16 protein-coding genes are annotated in these 14,822 nt (G+C 71.1%); 13 read left to right on the top strand and 3 right to left on the bottom strand.

What is annotated here, in order from left to right:
• Window positions 1–2: 2 nt before the first annotated feature.
• Entirely contained in the window at window positions 3–536 is a 534-nt protein-coding gene (locus HD597_RS39820; protein ID WP_253749436.1) for an RNA polymerase sigma factor, read from the top strand.
• Window positions 533–1,399: a hypothetical protein gene (locus HD597_RS39815; RefSeq protein WP_253749434.1), complete on the top strand. Its 867-nt coding sequence runs from the start codon at window positions 533–535 to the stop codon at window positions 1,397–1,399. The genes HD597_RS39820 and HD597_RS39815 overlap by 4 nt, the downstream gene beginning before the upstream one ends.
• A gap of 11 nt (window positions 1,400–1,410) precedes the next feature.
• On the opposite strand, the gene HD597_RS39810 is transcribed toward HD597_RS39815, so the two are convergent.
• A complete protein-coding gene (locus tag HD597_RS39810; RefSeq protein WP_253749432.1) occupies window positions 1,411–2,451 on the bottom strand; it encodes an N-acetylglucosamine kinase in 1,041 nt (346 codons plus the stop codon).
• Between the two features lie 60 nt (window positions 2,452–2,511).
• On the opposite strand from HD597_RS39810, the gene HD597_RS39805 reads away from it, so the two are divergent.
• The 6 genes from HD597_RS39805 (at window position 2,512) to HD597_RS39780 (ending at window position 8,578) form a co-directional block, all read left to right on the top strand.
• Window positions 2,512–3,381, top strand: a complete 870-nt coding sequence (locus HD597_RS39805; protein ID WP_253749430.1) for a MurR/RpiR family transcriptional regulator — start codon at window positions 2,512–2,514, stop codon at window positions 3,379–3,381.
• On the top strand, window positions 3,378–4,124 hold the full coding sequence (locus tag HD597_RS39800) for a sugar isomerase domain-containing protein (RefSeq protein WP_253749428.1): 747 nt from the start codon (window positions 3,378–3,380) through the stop codon (window positions 4,122–4,124). Before HD597_RS39805 ends, HD597_RS39800 begins: the two co-directional genes overlap by 4 nt.
• Before the next feature lie 91 nt (window positions 4,125–4,215).
• On the top strand, window positions 4,216–5,571 hold the full coding sequence (locus HD597_RS39795; protein WP_253749426.1) for a cellulose binding domain-containing protein: 1,356 nt from the start codon (window positions 4,216–4,218) through the stop codon (window positions 5,569–5,571).
• Between the two features lie 57 nt (window positions 5,572–5,628).
• A complete protein-coding gene (locus tag HD597_RS39790) occupies window positions 5,629–6,885 on the top strand; it encodes an extracellular solute-binding protein (RefSeq protein ID WP_253749424.1) in 1,257 nt (418 codons plus the stop codon).
• Window positions 6,885–7,763 (top strand): carbohydrate ABC transporter permease, encoded by an 879-nt coding sequence (locus tag HD597_RS39785; protein WP_253749422.1) that lies wholly within the window; start codon window positions 6,885–6,887, stop codon window positions 7,761–7,763. The genes HD597_RS39790 and HD597_RS39785 overlap by 1 nt, the downstream gene beginning before the upstream one ends.
• Window positions 7,760–8,578 (top strand): carbohydrate ABC transporter permease, encoded by an 819-nt coding sequence (locus HD597_RS39780; protein ID WP_253749420.1) that lies wholly within the window; start codon window positions 7,760–7,762, stop codon window positions 8,576–8,578. Before HD597_RS39785 ends, HD597_RS39780 begins: the two co-directional genes overlap by 4 nt.
• 16 nt (window positions 8,579–8,594) lie before the next feature.
• Here the strand turns inward: HD597_RS39780 and HD597_RS39775 are convergent, their stop codons facing one another.
• Window positions 8,595–9,071: a GntR family transcriptional regulator gene (locus HD597_RS39775; RefSeq protein WP_253749418.1), complete on the bottom strand. Its 477-nt coding sequence runs from the start codon at window positions 9,069–9,071 to the stop codon at window positions 8,595–8,597.
• A 216-nt stretch (window positions 9,072–9,287) separates the two neighbouring features.
• Between HD597_RS39775 and HD597_RS39770 the strand changes: the two genes are divergently transcribed.
• Window positions 9,288–9,872, top strand: a complete 585-nt coding sequence (locus HD597_RS39770) for a hypothetical protein (protein ID WP_253749416.1) — start codon at window positions 9,288–9,290, stop codon at window positions 9,870–9,872.
• Here HD597_RS39770 and HD597_RS39765 read toward each other — a convergent pair.
• Window positions 9,825–10,796, bottom strand: coding sequence for an N-acetylglucosamine kinase (locus HD597_RS39765; protein ID WP_253749414.1), 972 nt, complete (start codon window positions 10,794–10,796; stop codon window positions 9,825–9,827). The two genes, HD597_RS39770 and HD597_RS39765, sit on opposite strands and share 48 nt — an antisense overlap.
• 79 nt (window positions 10,797–10,875) lie before the next feature.
• Here HD597_RS39765 and HD597_RS39760 point away from each other — a divergent pair, with 79 nt between their 5' ends.
• Genes HD597_RS39760 through HD597_RS39745 form a run of 4 tightly spaced genes read left to right on the top strand, consistent with a single transcriptional unit; the run spans window position 10,876 to window position 14,822 of the window.
• A complete protein-coding gene (locus HD597_RS39760; RefSeq protein WP_253749412.1) occupies window positions 10,876–11,748 on the top strand; it encodes a MurR/RpiR family transcriptional regulator in 873 nt (290 codons plus the stop codon).
• Window positions 11,745–12,479: a sugar isomerase domain-containing protein gene (locus HD597_RS39755; protein ID WP_253749410.1), complete on the top strand. Its 735-nt coding sequence runs from the start codon at window positions 11,745–11,747 to the stop codon at window positions 12,477–12,479. The genes HD597_RS39760 and HD597_RS39755 overlap by 4 nt, the downstream gene beginning before the upstream one ends.
• Window positions 12,480–12,498: 19 nt before the next feature.
• The gene (ngcE, locus tag HD597_RS39750) at window positions 12,499–13,911 is read left to right on the top strand and encodes an N-acetylglucosamine/diacetylchitobiose ABC transporter substrate-binding protein (protein ID WP_253749408.1); all 1,413 of its coding nucleotides are present in this window, start codon (window positions 12,499–12,501) and stop codon (window positions 13,909–13,911) included.
• Window positions 13,911–14,822, top strand: coding sequence for a carbohydrate ABC transporter permease (locus HD597_RS39745; RefSeq protein ID WP_253749407.1), 912 nt, complete (start codon window positions 13,911–13,913; stop codon window positions 14,820–14,822). The genes ngcE and HD597_RS39745 overlap by 1 nt, the downstream gene beginning before the upstream one ends.

Below are 14,822 nucleotides of genomic sequence, written 5' to 3'. Positions count from 1 at the left end.
CCGTGGATGACGACCGGAAGCACCGGTTCGAGGCCGTCTACAAGCAGACGTACGAGCACATACTCGGCTACGCCGTACGCCGCTGCGAGTCCCCCGAGGACGCGGCGGACGTGGTGGCGGAGACGTTCGCCATCGCCTGGCGCCGCTTCGACGCGCTGCCGGCCGGCGGCGAGGCCAGGCTCTGGTTGTACGGCGTCGCGCGGAACGTGCTGGCCAACCACCGCCGCGGCCTGGCCAGGCACCGGCACGGCAGCGTCCCGCTCGACACCGACGTCGCGGACCTTTACGCCCGCTCGCCCGAGGACAGCATCGAGGTGAGCGCGATCGCCCGCGCGTTCCGCGAGCTGTCCGACGACGACCGCGAGCTGATCTCGCTGGTCGCCTGGGAGGGGCTGGACCGCGGGGAGATCGCCCGGGTGCTGGGCTGCTCGCGCAACGCCGCGCGCATCCGCCTGCATCGCGCCCGCAAGCGCCTGTCCAAGGCCCTGTCCAACGCCGGGATCACGGCCGACGGCTTCGCTGTGGAGTTCATATGAACGAGCTGAGCAACCTCGCCAGGATCCGGGACGAGGAACTGTCCGGGCAGGCGTCCGGCGCGGGGGCGCGGGCACTGTTCGAGGCGATCACCGCCGAGCACCCCGGACCCCGGGCCGCCCGGCCGCCGCGCCGGGGCGCCAGGCGTCTGCTGCTGAGCGTCGCCGCCGCCCTGGCCCTGGCCGCCGGGGCGACGGTCGTGAACGTGACAGGGGGGGCCACCGTGTCCTACGCCAGCGCCGAGCTGGACATCACGCAGGAAGGCGGCGAATGGGTGGCCCGGATCAAGGACCCCTACGCCGAGCACGAGAAGTACACCCGGGGGTTCGCGGCGGTGGGGCTGGACGTCCAGGTGCGGATCGTGCCCACCGCGCCGAGCCGGGCCGGGCAGATGCTCCAGATGGGCGGGTCCGGCGCGAGCATCTCGACCGCCACCGAACCCGAGGGTTGCGAGCCGGGTCCGCCCGGATGCGCCCTGGTGATCCGGGTGCCGGTCGGGGCGGACGGCGGGGCGTGGGTCAAGTTCGGGCGCCTGGCCAGGCCGGGGGAGGCGTACGACCTGCCCGGGCGGGCCAACGCCAAGGGGGAGCCGCTGGAGGGCGTCAAGGTCAGCGGGCGCACCGTGGGTGAGCTGAACGAGGAGGCCCGCAGGCGGGGCGTGCGAACGACCTTCCAGGTGATCAGGCCCCATGAGAACCACGAGGGCTACTCCGTCAGGCCCGGCGACAGCTCGGCCGGGGTCCGGGACGACTGGTTCGTCTGGGAGGCCGAGTCGGTGGCCGCCGGTGTGGTGCGGCTGCTGGTCACCAAGGAGCGCCTGCCGAAGAACCCCGTCTACGGGGACGTCGAGCCTCCGGTGGGGTGAGGGGCCTCGCATCACCCTGTGGTGGTGAAGGCCGCGTGCAGGGCTTCGGCCTGCGCGGCGGGTGACACCGCGCGGGCGGCCAGCCACGCCGCCGCTCCCGCGGTGTCGCCCGCTGTGCTGACGGTCGTGCCTGCCAGCAGTTCGGTGACGGCCTGGCGTACCGGGCCGTCGCTGGTGAGCACGCTCCCGGCCAGCACCGCCGGACCGGAGTCGTGCACGCCGCGCAAGGTCGCCACCAGGCGGGCCGCGGCCTCGCGTACGATCTTCACCGCCGCCGGGTCGCCCGCCGCGGCGGCCCGGCTGACCAGCGGCGCCAGCTCGGCGAGCGCGAGCGGCGGCCGGGCGTGCACCGCCGCCGCGAGCCGCGCCACCGGATCGGCGCCCAGCCCGTCGGGCAGCAGGTGCTCCACCACGAGCGCCAGCAGCCCGCCCTGCCCTTCACCCCTCACCTCGCCGTGTCCAGCCGGGAGCCCGTCGCCGCCTACGCTGCCGTGCCCCGCCGCGAGCCCGTCGCCGGTCACGCTGCCGTGTCCGGCCGCATCCCCAGGCGCGGACGCGAGGGCACGGATGGTGGCGCGGGCGGCGGCGCGGCCGAGCCAGAAGGCCGAGCCCTCGTCCCCGAGCTGCCACCCGAACCCGTCGGCGGTGGCGACCGCCCGATGGCCGATAATTTTTGCCGCGATCGCCCCCGTCCCCGAGATCAGCACGCTCCCGGACACCGCGGCCGTACCGGCGGCGAAGGCCGTCACGATGTCACCGACGGACGAGACAGGAACGCCGGGCAGCACCGGGCGGAAGACCTGTTCCACCAGCTCCGCACACGCCTCCGGACTGCCCGCGATTCCCACCACCACGGACTCCACCTGCGCCGGAGCAACCCCCTCCAGCGCGGCCCGCACGGCCGCCGTCAGATGGGCGGCGGCCTGATCGCGCCCCAGCGCCCCCGGATTGCCCCCGCCCGCGCACCCGCGCCCCACCGGCGCGCCCGCTACGGTGAACAGCGCCGCCCGCGACGACGTGCCGCCGGCATCGACACCCAGAACCAGTCGCATGTCAAAAATTATTGCCCACATGCCTTGACGACACCAGACTCTGAGCATAATTATCACCGCGTGGAACTCCTCAACCGCATCAGAGCCGACCAGCCCGACATGCCCGAGGCCCTGCGGAAGGTGGCCGACGCCATCCTCGAAGGCCCCGGGGAGGCCGCCCGGCTGACCATCGTCGACCTGGCAGAGCGGAGCGGGACGTCCACGGCCACCATCACCCGCTTCTGCCGCGCCCTGGGCTTCGCCGGCTACGCCGAGCTGCGCGTGGCGCTCGCCACCGAGACCGGCCGGGTCGCCCAGCAGACGTGGGAGACCGACATCGGCCAGGAGATCCTGCCCGACGACAGCCTCGAACGGGTGCTGGGCGTCGTCTCCGGCAACGACATCCGCCTGATCCAGGAGACCCGCGACCAGCTCGACCTGGCCGTGGTGGAGAAGGTCGCGCAGGCGGTGGCCAGGGCGGGGCGGGTGCTGCTGTTCGGGGTGTCGAGCAGCGCCGCCGTGGCCAGCGAGATGGAGTACCGGCTGCAGCGCATGCGCGTGCCGACCTGGAGCAGGTCCGACGCCCACAGCGCGCTGACCGACGCGGCGCTGCTCGGCCAGGGTGACGTGGCGATCGGGATCTCCCACAGCGGCAGGACCCGCGAGGTCATCGAGGTGCTGGCGGAGGCCGGCAGCCACGGCGCGATCACCGTGGCGGTCACCTCGCAGCCGAAGTCGCCGCTGGCCGAGGTGGCCGAGCTGGTCCTGACCACGTCCAGCAGGGCGACGAGCTTCCGGTCGGAGGGGTTCGCCGCGATCCACTCGCAGTTGCTGGTGCTCGACGTCGTGTACGTGTCGGTCGCCCAGCGCACCTACGAGCGTACGAAGCAGGCCTTCGACGTCACTGTCAGAGCAGTGGCCGGGCACCGCTTGCCGGAAGGGGATATATGACCATCAACCCGAGAGACTTCGCCGACCACATCGCCCGCCTCGTCCAGGTGATCCCGGACGACCCCGAGATCACCCGCGCCGCCGACCTGTTCACCAAGTCCCTGACCGCCGGCGGCGTCATCCAGGCGTTCGGCTCCGGCCACTCCGAGGCCGTCGCGATGGAGATCGCCGGCCGCGCCGGCGGCCTCGTCCCCTCCAACCGCCTCGCCCTCAGGGACATCGTCCTGTACGGCGACGCGCCCCGCTCCGAGCTCGACCGCTACGACCTCGAACGCGACCCCGCCATCGCCCGCACCCTGCTCGACCTGGCCCCCGTCCAGCGGCACGACCTGTTCGTCATCATCTCCAACTCCGGCGTGAACGGCGTGGTCGTCGAGCTCGCCACCCTGGTCAAGGAGCGCGGTCACGACCTGATCGCGATCACCTCCCGCGCCCACGGCGAAGCCGCCGCGCCCCGCCACCCCTCGGGCCGCAAGCTCGCCGACCTGGCCGACGTCGTCCTGGACAACCACGCCCCGTACGGCGACGCCGTCCTGTCCCTGCCCGGCGGAGGCGCGACGGGGGCCGTCTCCACGATCACGTCCGCGCTGCTGGCCCAGCTCGTGGTCACGCAGACGGTACGCAACCTGCTCGAAGCCGGCGAAGTGCCGCCGGTGTACCTCTCGGCCAACGTCCCCGAGGGCGACGAGCACAACCTGCGCCTGGAGGCCCGGTACGCGGGCCGCATCCGCCGCGGCGCCTGACTCCTCTCACACCACCACTTCACGGCACGACTGCTCTCTTCGGCATGCACGCATTCGGGGGTCCGCACAACCTGCAAGGAGAACCCCACCCATGTCCCGAAATTTCGGAAAATTACTCGTCTCCTTAGCCCTCCCCGCCGTCCTCGTCGCGGTGACCCTGGCCGCCGCCCCGGCCAGCGCCGCCCAGGCCGTCCGCCTCCAGTACCGCACCAGCGCCCCCGGCGCCACCACCGCCCAGGCCGAGCCGTGGCTGCGCCTGTTCAACGACGGCACCACCACGATCCCGCTCAACCAGATCAAGATCCGCTACTACCTCACGGGCACGGAGACGTACCGCTTCGCCTGCTCCTGGGCCGTGGTCGGCTGCGCCACGATCACCGGCCGGTTCGCCCCGCAGGAGGGCGGCAAGCAGTACCTGGAGGTGGGCTTCACCTCGGGCAGCCTGAGCCCGGGCCAGAACACCAGCGACATGCAGCTCCGCTTCTACCGCGCCGACTGGCAGACGTTCGCCCAGAGCGACGACTACTCCTACGGGCCGAACACCGCCTACACCAACTGGGACAAGATCGCCGTCTACGTGAACGGCCAGCTCGCCTGGGGCAAGCCCACCGGCGCCGACCCCGACCCGGACCCCGATCCGACCAACCCCCCGGGCGGCATCGGCGAGCTCTTCGACGACTTCACCTACTCCGGCTCGGCCGACCCGCTCCTCGCCCAGCGCGGCTGGACCGTGCGCTCCAGCTCCGGCGGCCCCGGCGTGCCCGGCGCCACCTGGTCGCCCTCCGCCGTCTCGTTCCCCGGCGGCCTGCTGACGCTCGACTCCTCCACGAACGGCACCGCCGCCGGCACCGTGCAGACCGAGCTGTCCACCGCGAGCCGCAAGTTCCACGAGGGCACGTACGCGGCCCGCGTCCGCTTCAGCGACGCCCCCACCGGCGGCCCCGACGGCGAGCACGTGGTGCAGACGTTCTTCACCATCACCCCGCTGCGCTTCAACCTGGACCCCGACTACGGCGAGCTCGACTTCGAGTACCTGCCGAACGGCGGCTGGGGCGAGCCGGCGAACATCCTGTACGCCACGAGCTGGGAGACCTACCAGGGCGAGCCGTGGCAGGCCGTCAACACCCACACCGAGGAGCGCACGAGCTTCGCCGGCTGGCACGACCTGGTCATCCAGGTCTCCGGCGGCCGGATCAAGTACTACGTGGACGGCCGCCTGTTCGCCGACCACGGTGACATCCACTATCCCGAGACCCCGATGTGGATCATGTTCAACCAGTGGTTCATCGATCTGCAGGCGGCCACCGGGACCCGTACGTACCGGCAGCAGGTCGACTACCTCTACCACAGCAAGAACGAGGTCGTCCCGCCCGCCACCGTGCTCAGCCGCGTCGCCGCGCTGCGCGCCGCCGGCACCGCGTTCAAGGACACCGTCCCCAACCCGTGATCGAACCCCGCGCCCGCCTCGCGCGGGCGCGGGCACCCCCCCGTGAAGAGGAACGCCATGAAACACCGCATCCTGGCCCTGGCGGCCGTGCTGGCGCTGACCGCGTGCGGCACCCCGGCCGAGGAGCCCAAGGCGAGCGGACCCGCCGAGCCGACCAAGCTGACCGTCTGGATCATGGACGGCAGCGTCACCGAGGAGCTGCTGAAGAAGTTCGAGACCGAGTACGAGGCGGCGCACCAGGGCATCGACCTCGACATCCAGATCCAGGCGTGGGACGGCATCGGCGAGCGCGTCACCGCGGCCCTGGCCAGCACCGACGCCCCTGACGTGATCGAGGTGGGCAACACCCAGGTCGCCCAGTACTCCGCCAGCGGCGGCGTGAGCGACCTGACCGCCAAGGTGGGCGACCTGAAGGGCGCGGACTGGCTGCCCGGCCTGGCCCAGCCGGGGAACATCGACGGCAAGCAGTACGGAATCCCCTGGTACGCCGCCAACCGTGTGGTCGTCTACAACAAGGACCTGTTCGCCGCGGCGGGCATCTCGGAACCCCCCGCCACCCGCGACGAATGGCTGGAAGTCACGAAAAAGCTCAACAAGGACGGTAACCAGGGCATCTACCTCACCGGCCAGACCTGGTACGCCCTGGCCGGCTTCGTCTGGGACGAGGGCGGCGACCTGGCCGTCCAGGAGGGCGGCAAGTGGAAGGGCGCCCTCGACACGCCGCAGGCCCTGGCCGGCATGGAGTACTACAAGCAGCTCCAGGCCCTCGGCAAGGGCCCCAAGGACGCCGACGAGGCGAACCCGCCCCAGCACGAGGTGTTCGCGCAGGGCAAGGTCGCCCAGATGATCGCCGTCCCCGGCATCGCCGCCCGCGTCCTGGAGGTGGACGCGAAGCTCAAGGACAAGATGGGCTTCTTCCCCATCCCGGGCAAGACGGCCGACAAGCCGGGCACGGTGTTCACGGGCGGCTCCGACCTCATCATCCCGGCCGCGTCGCAGCGGCAGGAGGAGGCGTACGAGCTGGTCAAGGCGCTGGCCGGCGAGCAGTTCCAGACCGAGCTGGCCAAGGCCATGAGCTTCGTGCCGAACCGCACCTCGCTGGCCGGAGTGCTGTCGGGCGACGAGGGCACCGCCGCCATGGCCAAGGGCGCCGCCAACGGCCGGGCCACCCCGAACACCCCCAACTGGGCCGCCGTCGAGGCCACGTCCGTCATCAAGCAGTACATGACGGCCGTCCTCACCGGAGCCGACCCGGCGGCGGAGGCGCGCAAGGTCTCGGAGTCGATCACCTCGACCCTGAACAGCGGATCCTGATGCGGACCCGTTCCCCCTGGCCCTACCTGCTCATCGCCCCCACGGTGGCAGGCGGGGCCTTCCTCCTGCTCTATCCGCTGCTCAAGGCGGCGGTGATCTCGTTCCAGCACTTCCGCATGGGCGAGCTGATCAGAGGCGGGGCCGCGTTCATCGGCCTGGAGAACTACGCCGAGCTGCTGTCGGGCGAGGAGTTCTGGCAGGTGCTGGCGCGCACCCTGGCCTGGACCGCGATCAACGTGGTGCTCATCGTCGTGCTGGCCACCGGGATCGCGCTGATGCTCCCGCGCCTGCGCCGCGGCCTCCGGCTGGCGCTGATGAGCGCCCTAGCCCTGGCCTGGGCCACGCCGATCATCGCGGCCACCACCATCTTCCAGTGGCTGTTCCAGTCGGAGCTGGGGGTGGTGAACTGGCTGCTGGTCACGCTCGGCTTCGACTCCTTCCGCGGCTACACCTGGTTCGCGGACGGCACGGCGACGTTCGCCGTGCTCGTGGTCCTCGTCGTGTGGCAGTCCGTCCCGTTCGCCGCGCTCACCCTCTACGCCGGGCTCACCACCATCCCCGTGGAGCTGTTCGAATCGGCCAGGATCGACGGCGGCACCGGCTGGCAGGTGTTCTGGAAGGTCACGTTCCCCATGCTCAGACAGCTCTTCGCCCTCGTCGCCTCGCTGGAGGTGATCTGGGTGGCCAAGTGTTTCCCGCAGATCTGGGTGCTCAGCCAGGGCGGCCCCGACGACGCCACGACCACCCTGCCGGTGTACGCGTTCAAGGTCGCCCGGGTCCTGCACCGCTACGACCTCGGCTCGGCGGTCGCCATGCTGACGGTCGTCCTCCTGGCCGTCGCCCTGGTCGCCAACCTGCGCCGGATGGTGCGCTCATGAAGCGACTGCTGCTGAACGCCTCGGCCGTGGCGATCCTCATCGTGACGATCTTCCCCGTCTACTGGATGTTCCTGACCGCGTTCAAGCCCACCCGCGACATCCAGTCGGACACCCCGACCTTCTGGCCGTCCGATCCCACCCTCGACCACTTCGTCACCGCCGTGAACGCCCCGGACTTCTGGACCTACTGGCGCAACAGCCTGCTCGTCACCGCGGGCGCGGTGCTGGTCGCCCTGCTGGTGGCGCTGATGGCGGCCTTCGCGGTGGCCCGCATGCGGTGGCGGGGCCGGGGCGCGTTCGTGGTGGCGGTCTTCGCGGCGCAGATGGCGCCGTGGGAGGCGCTGCTGGTGCCGGTCTTCATCATCGCCCGCGACACGGACCTGCTGGACTCGCTGGCCATGCTCACCGGCGTCTACTTCATGATCACGCTGCCGTTCACCATCGTCACCCTGCGCGGCTTCCTGGCCGCGATCCCGCCGGAGCTGGAGGAGGCGGCCCAGGTGGACGGCTGCAGCCGCCTGGTGGCCTTCCGGCGCGTGATCTTCCCGCTGCTGGCGCCTGGCCTCATGGCCACCTCCCTCTTCGGCTTCATCACGGCCTGGAACGAGTTCGCGTTCGTCAACGTGCTGATCATCAAGGATCAGGACAAGCGCACGCTGCCGGTGTGGCTGTCGTCGTTCAGGGACGTCTTCGGCACGGACTGGGGCGCCACCATGGCCGCCGCCAGCCTCTTCGCCCTGCCGGTGCTGCTCCTCTTCCTGTTCCTGCAGCGCCACGTCGGGACGGGGATGACGGCGGGAGCGGTCAAGGGGTGAGACCGGGCGGCCGGGCTCATGGCTGCGGCCATGACTCCTTGGGGGAGACGTAGCTGCCGCGCTGGGCGACCGTGTAGATCCAGCCCTGCTCCCGCAGCATCGCCATGGCCCGCCGTACCGTCTCGCGCGCCACGCCGTACTGCTTCACCAGCGCCGTCTCACCCGGGATGGGCCGCCGGGGCTGGTACTTGCCCGCCTTGATCTGCTCGGCGAGCTCCCGCGAGATCTGCACGTAGAGCGGCTCCTTGCGCTTGATGCGCGGCCCGTCCGCCGACGGCCCGACGAAGGCGCCCTCTCCCTGGACGGTGTAGACCAGCCCCTCCTCGCGCAGCACGTGGACCGCCCGCCGCGCGGTGGTCCTGGCCACGCCGAACTCCTCCTGGATCTCCGCCTCGCTCGGTATCGGATGCCCGGCCGAGAGCCCGGCGACCCGACCCCGGAGGATGTCGGCGATCTGGAGGTAGATGTGGGTGTCCCCTTCGTAGTCGAGCACGTAAGAAACATAGGCCAAGGCGGGGCAAGAGCGCTCAAATCAAATCATCTATTCAGACGAAGCAGGCCCGGCATGAAGACAAGCCCAGACGACCAGTCATGAGGTCCGGTTGTACGATCCCTCCATGAGCAGCGCGGACGACGCGGTGGACGGGCAGGACGTGCGCCGGGTGCTGGCCCTGGCCGTCGACACCCTGAGGCACGGGGATCCCCGATCGTGGGACGCCCGGGCCGGCACGCTCAATGGACGTGCTGGGAGACCATCGAGCACCTGGCCGACTGCCTGTTCACCTACGCCGCGAGGTTCGGGCTCGCCAAGCCCCCGGCGTCCTCGTTCCTGCCCTGGCGGGCGAGCAGCGACCGGGAGGACGGGCCGGCGCGGGTCCTGGCGGCCGACCGGTCCGCGGGCCCGGAGGGCCTGCTGACCATCGTGGAGGCGTGCGGCGGCCTGCTCGCGTCCGTGGAGCGTACCGCCGATCCGGCCGCCGTCGCCCACCACGTCTTCGGGCCCGCTGATCCGGCGGGCTTCGCCGCGATGGGCGTGGTCGAGACGCTCGTGCACACCCACGACGTCGCCCAGGGGCTGCGCCTGGAGTGGTCGCCGCCGGGCGACGACTGCGAACGGGTGCTGCGGCGGCTCTTCCCGCACGTCACCATCGACGGGGACGCGTGGCGGTCGCTGCTGTGGGCGACGGGGCGCATCGCGCTGCCCGGCCGCCCGCGCCTGACCGGGTGGCGCTGGTACAACGAGCGGTCAGGCGCCGGCGGTGAAGGCCGGGTGCAGGGCCCTGGCCTCGGATGACGGCAGCAGCGGGCGCGCCGACAGCCAGGCCGCCGCTCCCGCCGCGTCCCGCGCCCTGGTGACGGTCTCGCCCGACAGCAGCTCCAGTACGGCCTCCCGTACGGGACCGTCGCTCGTCAGCACGCTGCCCGCGAGCACCACCGGCCCGGACACGTGCACCCGCCGCAGGGTCGCGACCAGATGGTCGGCGGCCTCCTGCGAGATCTTCACGGCCAGCGGGTCGCCCGCCGTGGCCGCCTCGTTGACCAGCGTGGACAGCGCGGCCAGCCGCATGTGGTCGGCCTGCGCGAGCCGGACGATGCGGGCGGCGGCGGCCCGCGGCGTGGCCGGCCGCTCGGCGCCCAGGAAGTGCCGTCCGACGAGGGAGGCGAGCGTGCCGGCGGGCTCGTCGGGGAGCAGGGACGACAACGGCATGCCCCGGTCGAGGGCGTCGATCACGGCCTTGGCCGCCTGGCGCCCGATCCAGAAGCCGGAGCCCACGTCGCCGAGCAGCCAGCCCAGCGCGTCCGCCACCTGATCCAGCTCGAAGCCGACGATCCGCGCCGCCCCCGCGCCCGTGCCGGACAGCAGCAGCGACCCCTCGGGCTCGGCGGATCCGGCGGCGTAGGCCATCGGCACGTCGCCCCCGTAACGCGGCCCGTCGGCGATGCCGTGCGCGGCCCAGAGGCGGTTCAGCTCGGGCACCATCTCCGCGACGTACCCCGCCACCCCGGCCATCGACGCGACCACCCGCGGCCCGCCGTCCGGCGGCAGCGCCGCGGCCAGGGCCTCGCCGACGGAGGCCACGGCCCTGGCGACCCCGTGGGCGCTCGGATTGCCCGCTCCGGCGCGCGCGTACCCGACCCGGGTGCCGTCCAGCGCGTGCACGGCGACGCGCGTGGAGGTGGCGCCGGCATCGACGCCGACGACTAGCGATTGCGTCACGGTCCGAGTCTGGGGGTTGACGTGACCAAGAAGCAAGAATAATTTTCGCCTGAAGACCGGGTATTCGGAAGGAATATTCGTGACTTCAGGAGCGCTCGCGCGCGTCGAAACAGAACTACCCGGCTTGCCGGAGGCCCTGCGCAGGGTCGGCGAGGTCATCCTCGGAGATCCCGCCGAGGCCGCCCGGTCGACCATCATCGCGCTGGCCGAGCGGGCGGGCAGCTCGCCCGCCACCGTGACCAGGTTCTGCCGCGCCTTCGGGTTCTCCGGGTACGCCGAGCTGCGCGTGGCCCTGGCCACCGAGACGGGCCGGGCGGCCCAGGCGGGCTGGGGCGCGGGCGTCGGGCACGAGATCGGCCCCGACGACCCGCTCGACGCCGCCATCGAGGTGATGGCCGCCGCCGACACCAGGCTCATCCAGGACACCGCCGCCGGGCTCGACCCCGACGTCGTTGCCCGGGTGGCCGACGCCATCGTGGCCGCGCCCCGCGTCCTGCTGGTAGGGGTCTCCACCAGCGGGAACGTCGCGACCATGCTGGAAGGCCGGCTGCGCCGCATCGGCATCCCCGGCTGGAGCGCGGGCGACGCGCACGTGGCCCTGTCGGAGGCGGCGCTGCTCAAGGACGGCGACGTGGCCATCGGCATCAGCCACCGCGGACGGACGCGCGAGGTCATGGAGGCGCTGGCCGAGGCGGGCAGCCACGGCGCGCTCACCGTCGCCGTCACCTCCTTCGCCCGCTCGCCGCTCGCCGAGTTGGCCGACCTGGTGCTGACGACCGCGAGCAGGGAGACCACGTTCAGGCTCGGCGGGCTGGCCGCCGTGCACTCACAGCTGTTCGTGCTGGACGCCGTCTACGTGGCGGTGGCGCAACGCACCTACGAGCGCACGAACGAGGCGTTCGAGCGCACGATCAGCGCCGTGGAGAGCCATCGGGTGGAGAGGAGCCCATGACGTACGCAACCAAGGTCCTCGATCTGGCGCGCCAGGTCGCGGAGAGCCAGGCGGAGCCGGTGAGCCGGGCGGCCGCGCTGTTCGTCACGTCCATCAGGGCAGGCGGCGTCGTAAACGCTTTCGGTTCGGGGCATTCCGAGGCCATCGCCATGGAGATCGCCGGGCGCGCGGGCGGCCTCGTCCCGAGCAACCGCCTGAGCCCCAGGGACCTCGTGCTGTACGGCGGGCAGCCGCCGAGCGTGCTCACCCCCGAGCTGGAGCGCGACCCGGCGGTCGCGAGGCAGATCTACGACCTGGCGCCGGTCGCGCCCGAGGACGTGTTCGTGCTCGTGTCGAGCTCCGGCGTGAACGGCACGGTCGTCGAGCTGGCCAGGATCGTCAAGGACCGCGGCCACCCGCTGATCGCGATCACCTCGGTCGAGCACAGCACCCGCATGACCTCCCGCCACCCGTCGGGCGGCAAGCTGCTCGACCTGGCGGACGTCGTCCTCGACAACGGCGCGCCGTACGGGGACGCCATCCTCGACCTGCCCGGCGGCGGCAGCTACGGTGCGGTTTCCACGATCACCTCGGCGTTGCTGGCGCAACTGGTGGTCACCGAGGCGGTGGACGCGCTCGTCGCGCTCGGCGAGACGCCGCCCATCTACCTGTCGGTCAACGTGACCGGCGGCGACGAGCACAACAAGGCTCTGGAGACCCGCTACGCGGGGCGCATCAGACGCGGAAAATGAAAGGTCAGGAATAGTCACCATGCCTAACACCCCCCATATCAGCAGGCGCGAACTCCTCCGCGGCGCGGCGCTCGTGCCCGTCGCGGGCGCGCTGGCCGCGTGCGCGACGCCGGCGGCCCCGCCCGCGGCGTCGAGCTCGGCGGCCCCCGTCGCGACCAGCGCCGCCAACCCCTTCGGCGTGGACGCCAAGAAGCCGCTGGAGGTCTGGATCTTCGACGGCGGCTTCGGCCAGCAGTACGCCACCGACATCCACCAGCCGCTGTTCAAGAGCAAGTACGCCGGCATCGAGGTCAAGCACAACTCGACCAAGGAGATCACGAAGGTCCTCCAGCCGCGCTTCGCCGGCGGCAACCCGCCCGAGGTCATCGACAACTCCGGCGCCAACAAGATGGACTTCGGCGCCCTGGCCCAGGACGGCCAGCTCCAGGACCTGAGCCCCCTGCTCGACGCGCCCTCCTGGGACGACCCCAACGTCAAGGTGCGCGACACCCTCGACCCGTCCGTCATCGAGATCGGCACCTACGACGGCAAGTTCAGCGTCGTGGGCTACGTCAACTACATCCACGGCATCTGGTACTCGCAGAAGGTCTTCAAGGACAACGGCTGGGAGATCCCCAAGACCTGGGACGCGTTCCTGGCCCTCTGCGAGACCATCAAGAAGTCCGGCAAGATGGCGCCCTTCACCTACGCCGGCAAGCACCCGCAGTACGCCTACGAGCCGCTGCTCACCATGGCCGCGAAGATCGGCGGCAAGGAGGTGCTGCTCAACCTCGACAACCTCGAGGACGGCGCCTGGAAGCAGGAGGCCATCAAGACCGCGGCCGAGAACATGGCCGAGATCGGCTCCAAGTACCTCCTCCAGGGCACCGCCGGCCTCGACCACGTGCAGACGCAGACCGCGCAGAACAAGTACCAGGTCGCCATGCTGCCGTGCGGCTCCTGGCTGGAGAACGAGCAGAAGTCGACCACGCCCGAGGGCTTCGACTACGCGATGTTCCCCATCCCGGACATCACGGGCTCCGACGCGATGCCGTACGGCACGCTGCACACCCAGCCGGGCGAGGAGTTCATGGTCTCCGCCAAGAGCGCCCACCCGCAGGCGGGCATGGAGTACCTGCGCGCCATGCTCTCCAAGAAGGCGGCCGGCGAGTTCAGCACCCTGGTCAAGACGGTCACCGTGGTCAAGGGCGCCAGCGAGGGCCTGACCATCTCGTCCGGCGTGACCAGCGCCTCCGCGGCGGTCGCGGCGGCGGGCGCCAACACCGTCTACTACCGCGCCTTCGGCTGGTACGGCCCCCTCAACGACGAGGCCAAGGCCGCCACCGGCGAGCTGATGACCGGCGGCCTCACCCCTGACGCCTACCTCGAGCGCATGCAGAAGAAGGCCGACGAGATCAAGAGCGACTCCTCGATCAAGAAGTACAAGCGCTGATGCTCTTCAACAGATATCGCCGTGGGCTGTTCATCGCCTCGTTCCTGGCAGCCCCGGTGATTCTCTACGCCATCTACGTCATCTCGCCGAACATCCAGGCGTTCTACATGGCGATGACCGACTGGCGCGGCGTGTCCGCCACGCCCAACTTCATCGGTCTGGAGAACTTCCAGCGGGTGCTCGGCGACAGCGTCTTCTGGAAGGCCGTCACCCACAACCTCGGCCTGCTGGTGCTGCTGCCGGCGATCACCATCATCATCGCCCTGTTCTTCGCGTACCTGCTGAACCTGGGCGGCAGCAAGGGGGTCTCCGGGATCCGCGGGTCCACCTTCTACCGGGTGGTCTTCTTCTTCCCGCAGGTCCTGGCCGTCACGATCGTGGCGGTCCTGTTCCAGCAGGTGTTCCGGCCCGACGGCAGCGGCATGCTGAACGGGCCGCTGATGGCGCTGGGCATCGAACCGGTCGGCTTCCTGTCGAACTCGGGCATCGCGTTCTGGTCGGTGCTGGGCGTCCTGGTCTGGCAGGCCGTCGGCTTCTACGTCGTGCTCTTCTCGGCCGGCCTGGCAGGCATCCCGCGGGACGTGTTCGAGGCCGCGCAGATCGACGGGGCCAACCGGTTCACCCTGTTCTTCCGCATCACGCTCCCGCTGCTGTGGGACACCGTCCAGGTCGCCTGGGTCTACCTGGGCATCCTGGCCATGGACGCCTTCGCGATCGTCTGGGTGATGACCCTGCAGCAGGGCGGCCCCGACTGGTCGACCACGGTCATGGCGGCCGAGATCTACCGGAACGCCTTCGGGTACTTCCGCTTCGGATACGCCTCCGCCCTCGGCGTGGTGATGTTCCTCTTCACGGTGGGCTTCGCGATCCTGTCGCTGCGCCTGTCGCGGCGCGAACGAATCGAGTACTGA

The sequence above is a fragment of the Nonomuraea thailandensis genome (genome assembly GCF_024172165.1).
Taxonomy (GTDB): Bacteria; Actinomycetota; Actinomycetes; order Streptosporangiales; family Streptosporangiaceae; genus Nonomuraea; species Nonomuraea thailandensis.
Note: the sequence above shows the minus strand (reverse complement) of the source record. Positions and strands in the feature narration are given on the sequence as shown.

Coding starts and splice junctions, on each gene's coding strand:
- HD597_RS39790 (WP_253749424.1), top strand. CDS start 5,629: ATGAAACACCGCATCCTGGCCCTGGCGGCCGTGCTGGCGCTGACCGCG.
- HD597_RS39780 (WP_253749420.1), top strand. CDS start 7,760: ATGAAGCGACTGCTGCTGAACGCCTCGGCCGTGGCGATCCTCATCGTG.
- HD597_RS39755 (WP_253749410.1), top strand. CDS start 11,745: ATGACGTACGCAACCAAGGTCCTCGATCTGGCGCGCCAGGTCGCGGAG.
- HD597_RS39800 (WP_253749428.1), top strand. CDS start 3,378: ATGACCATCAACCCGAGAGACTTCGCCGACCACATCGCCCGCCTCGTC.
- HD597_RS39815 (WP_253749434.1), top strand. CDS start 533: ATGAACGAGCTGAGCAACCTCGCCAGGATCCGGGACGAGGAACTGTCC.
- HD597_RS39795 (WP_253749426.1), top strand. CDS start 4,216: ATGTCCCGAAATTTCGGAAAATTACTCGTCTCCTTAGCCCTCCCCGCC.
- HD597_RS39785 (WP_253749422.1), top strand. CDS start 6,885: ATGCGGACCCGTTCCCCCTGGCCCTACCTGCTCATCGCCCCCACGGTG.
- ngcE (WP_253749408.1), top strand. CDS start 12,499: ATGCCTAACACCCCCCATATCAGCAGGCGCGAACTCCTCCGCGGCGCG.
- HD597_RS39745 (WP_253749407.1), top strand. CDS start 13,911: ATGCTCTTCAACAGATATCGCCGTGGGCTGTTCATCGCCTCGTTCCTG.
- HD597_RS39810 (WP_253749432.1), bottom strand. CDS start 2,451: ATGCGACTGGTTCTGGGTGTCGATGCCGGCGGCACGTCGTCGCGGGCG.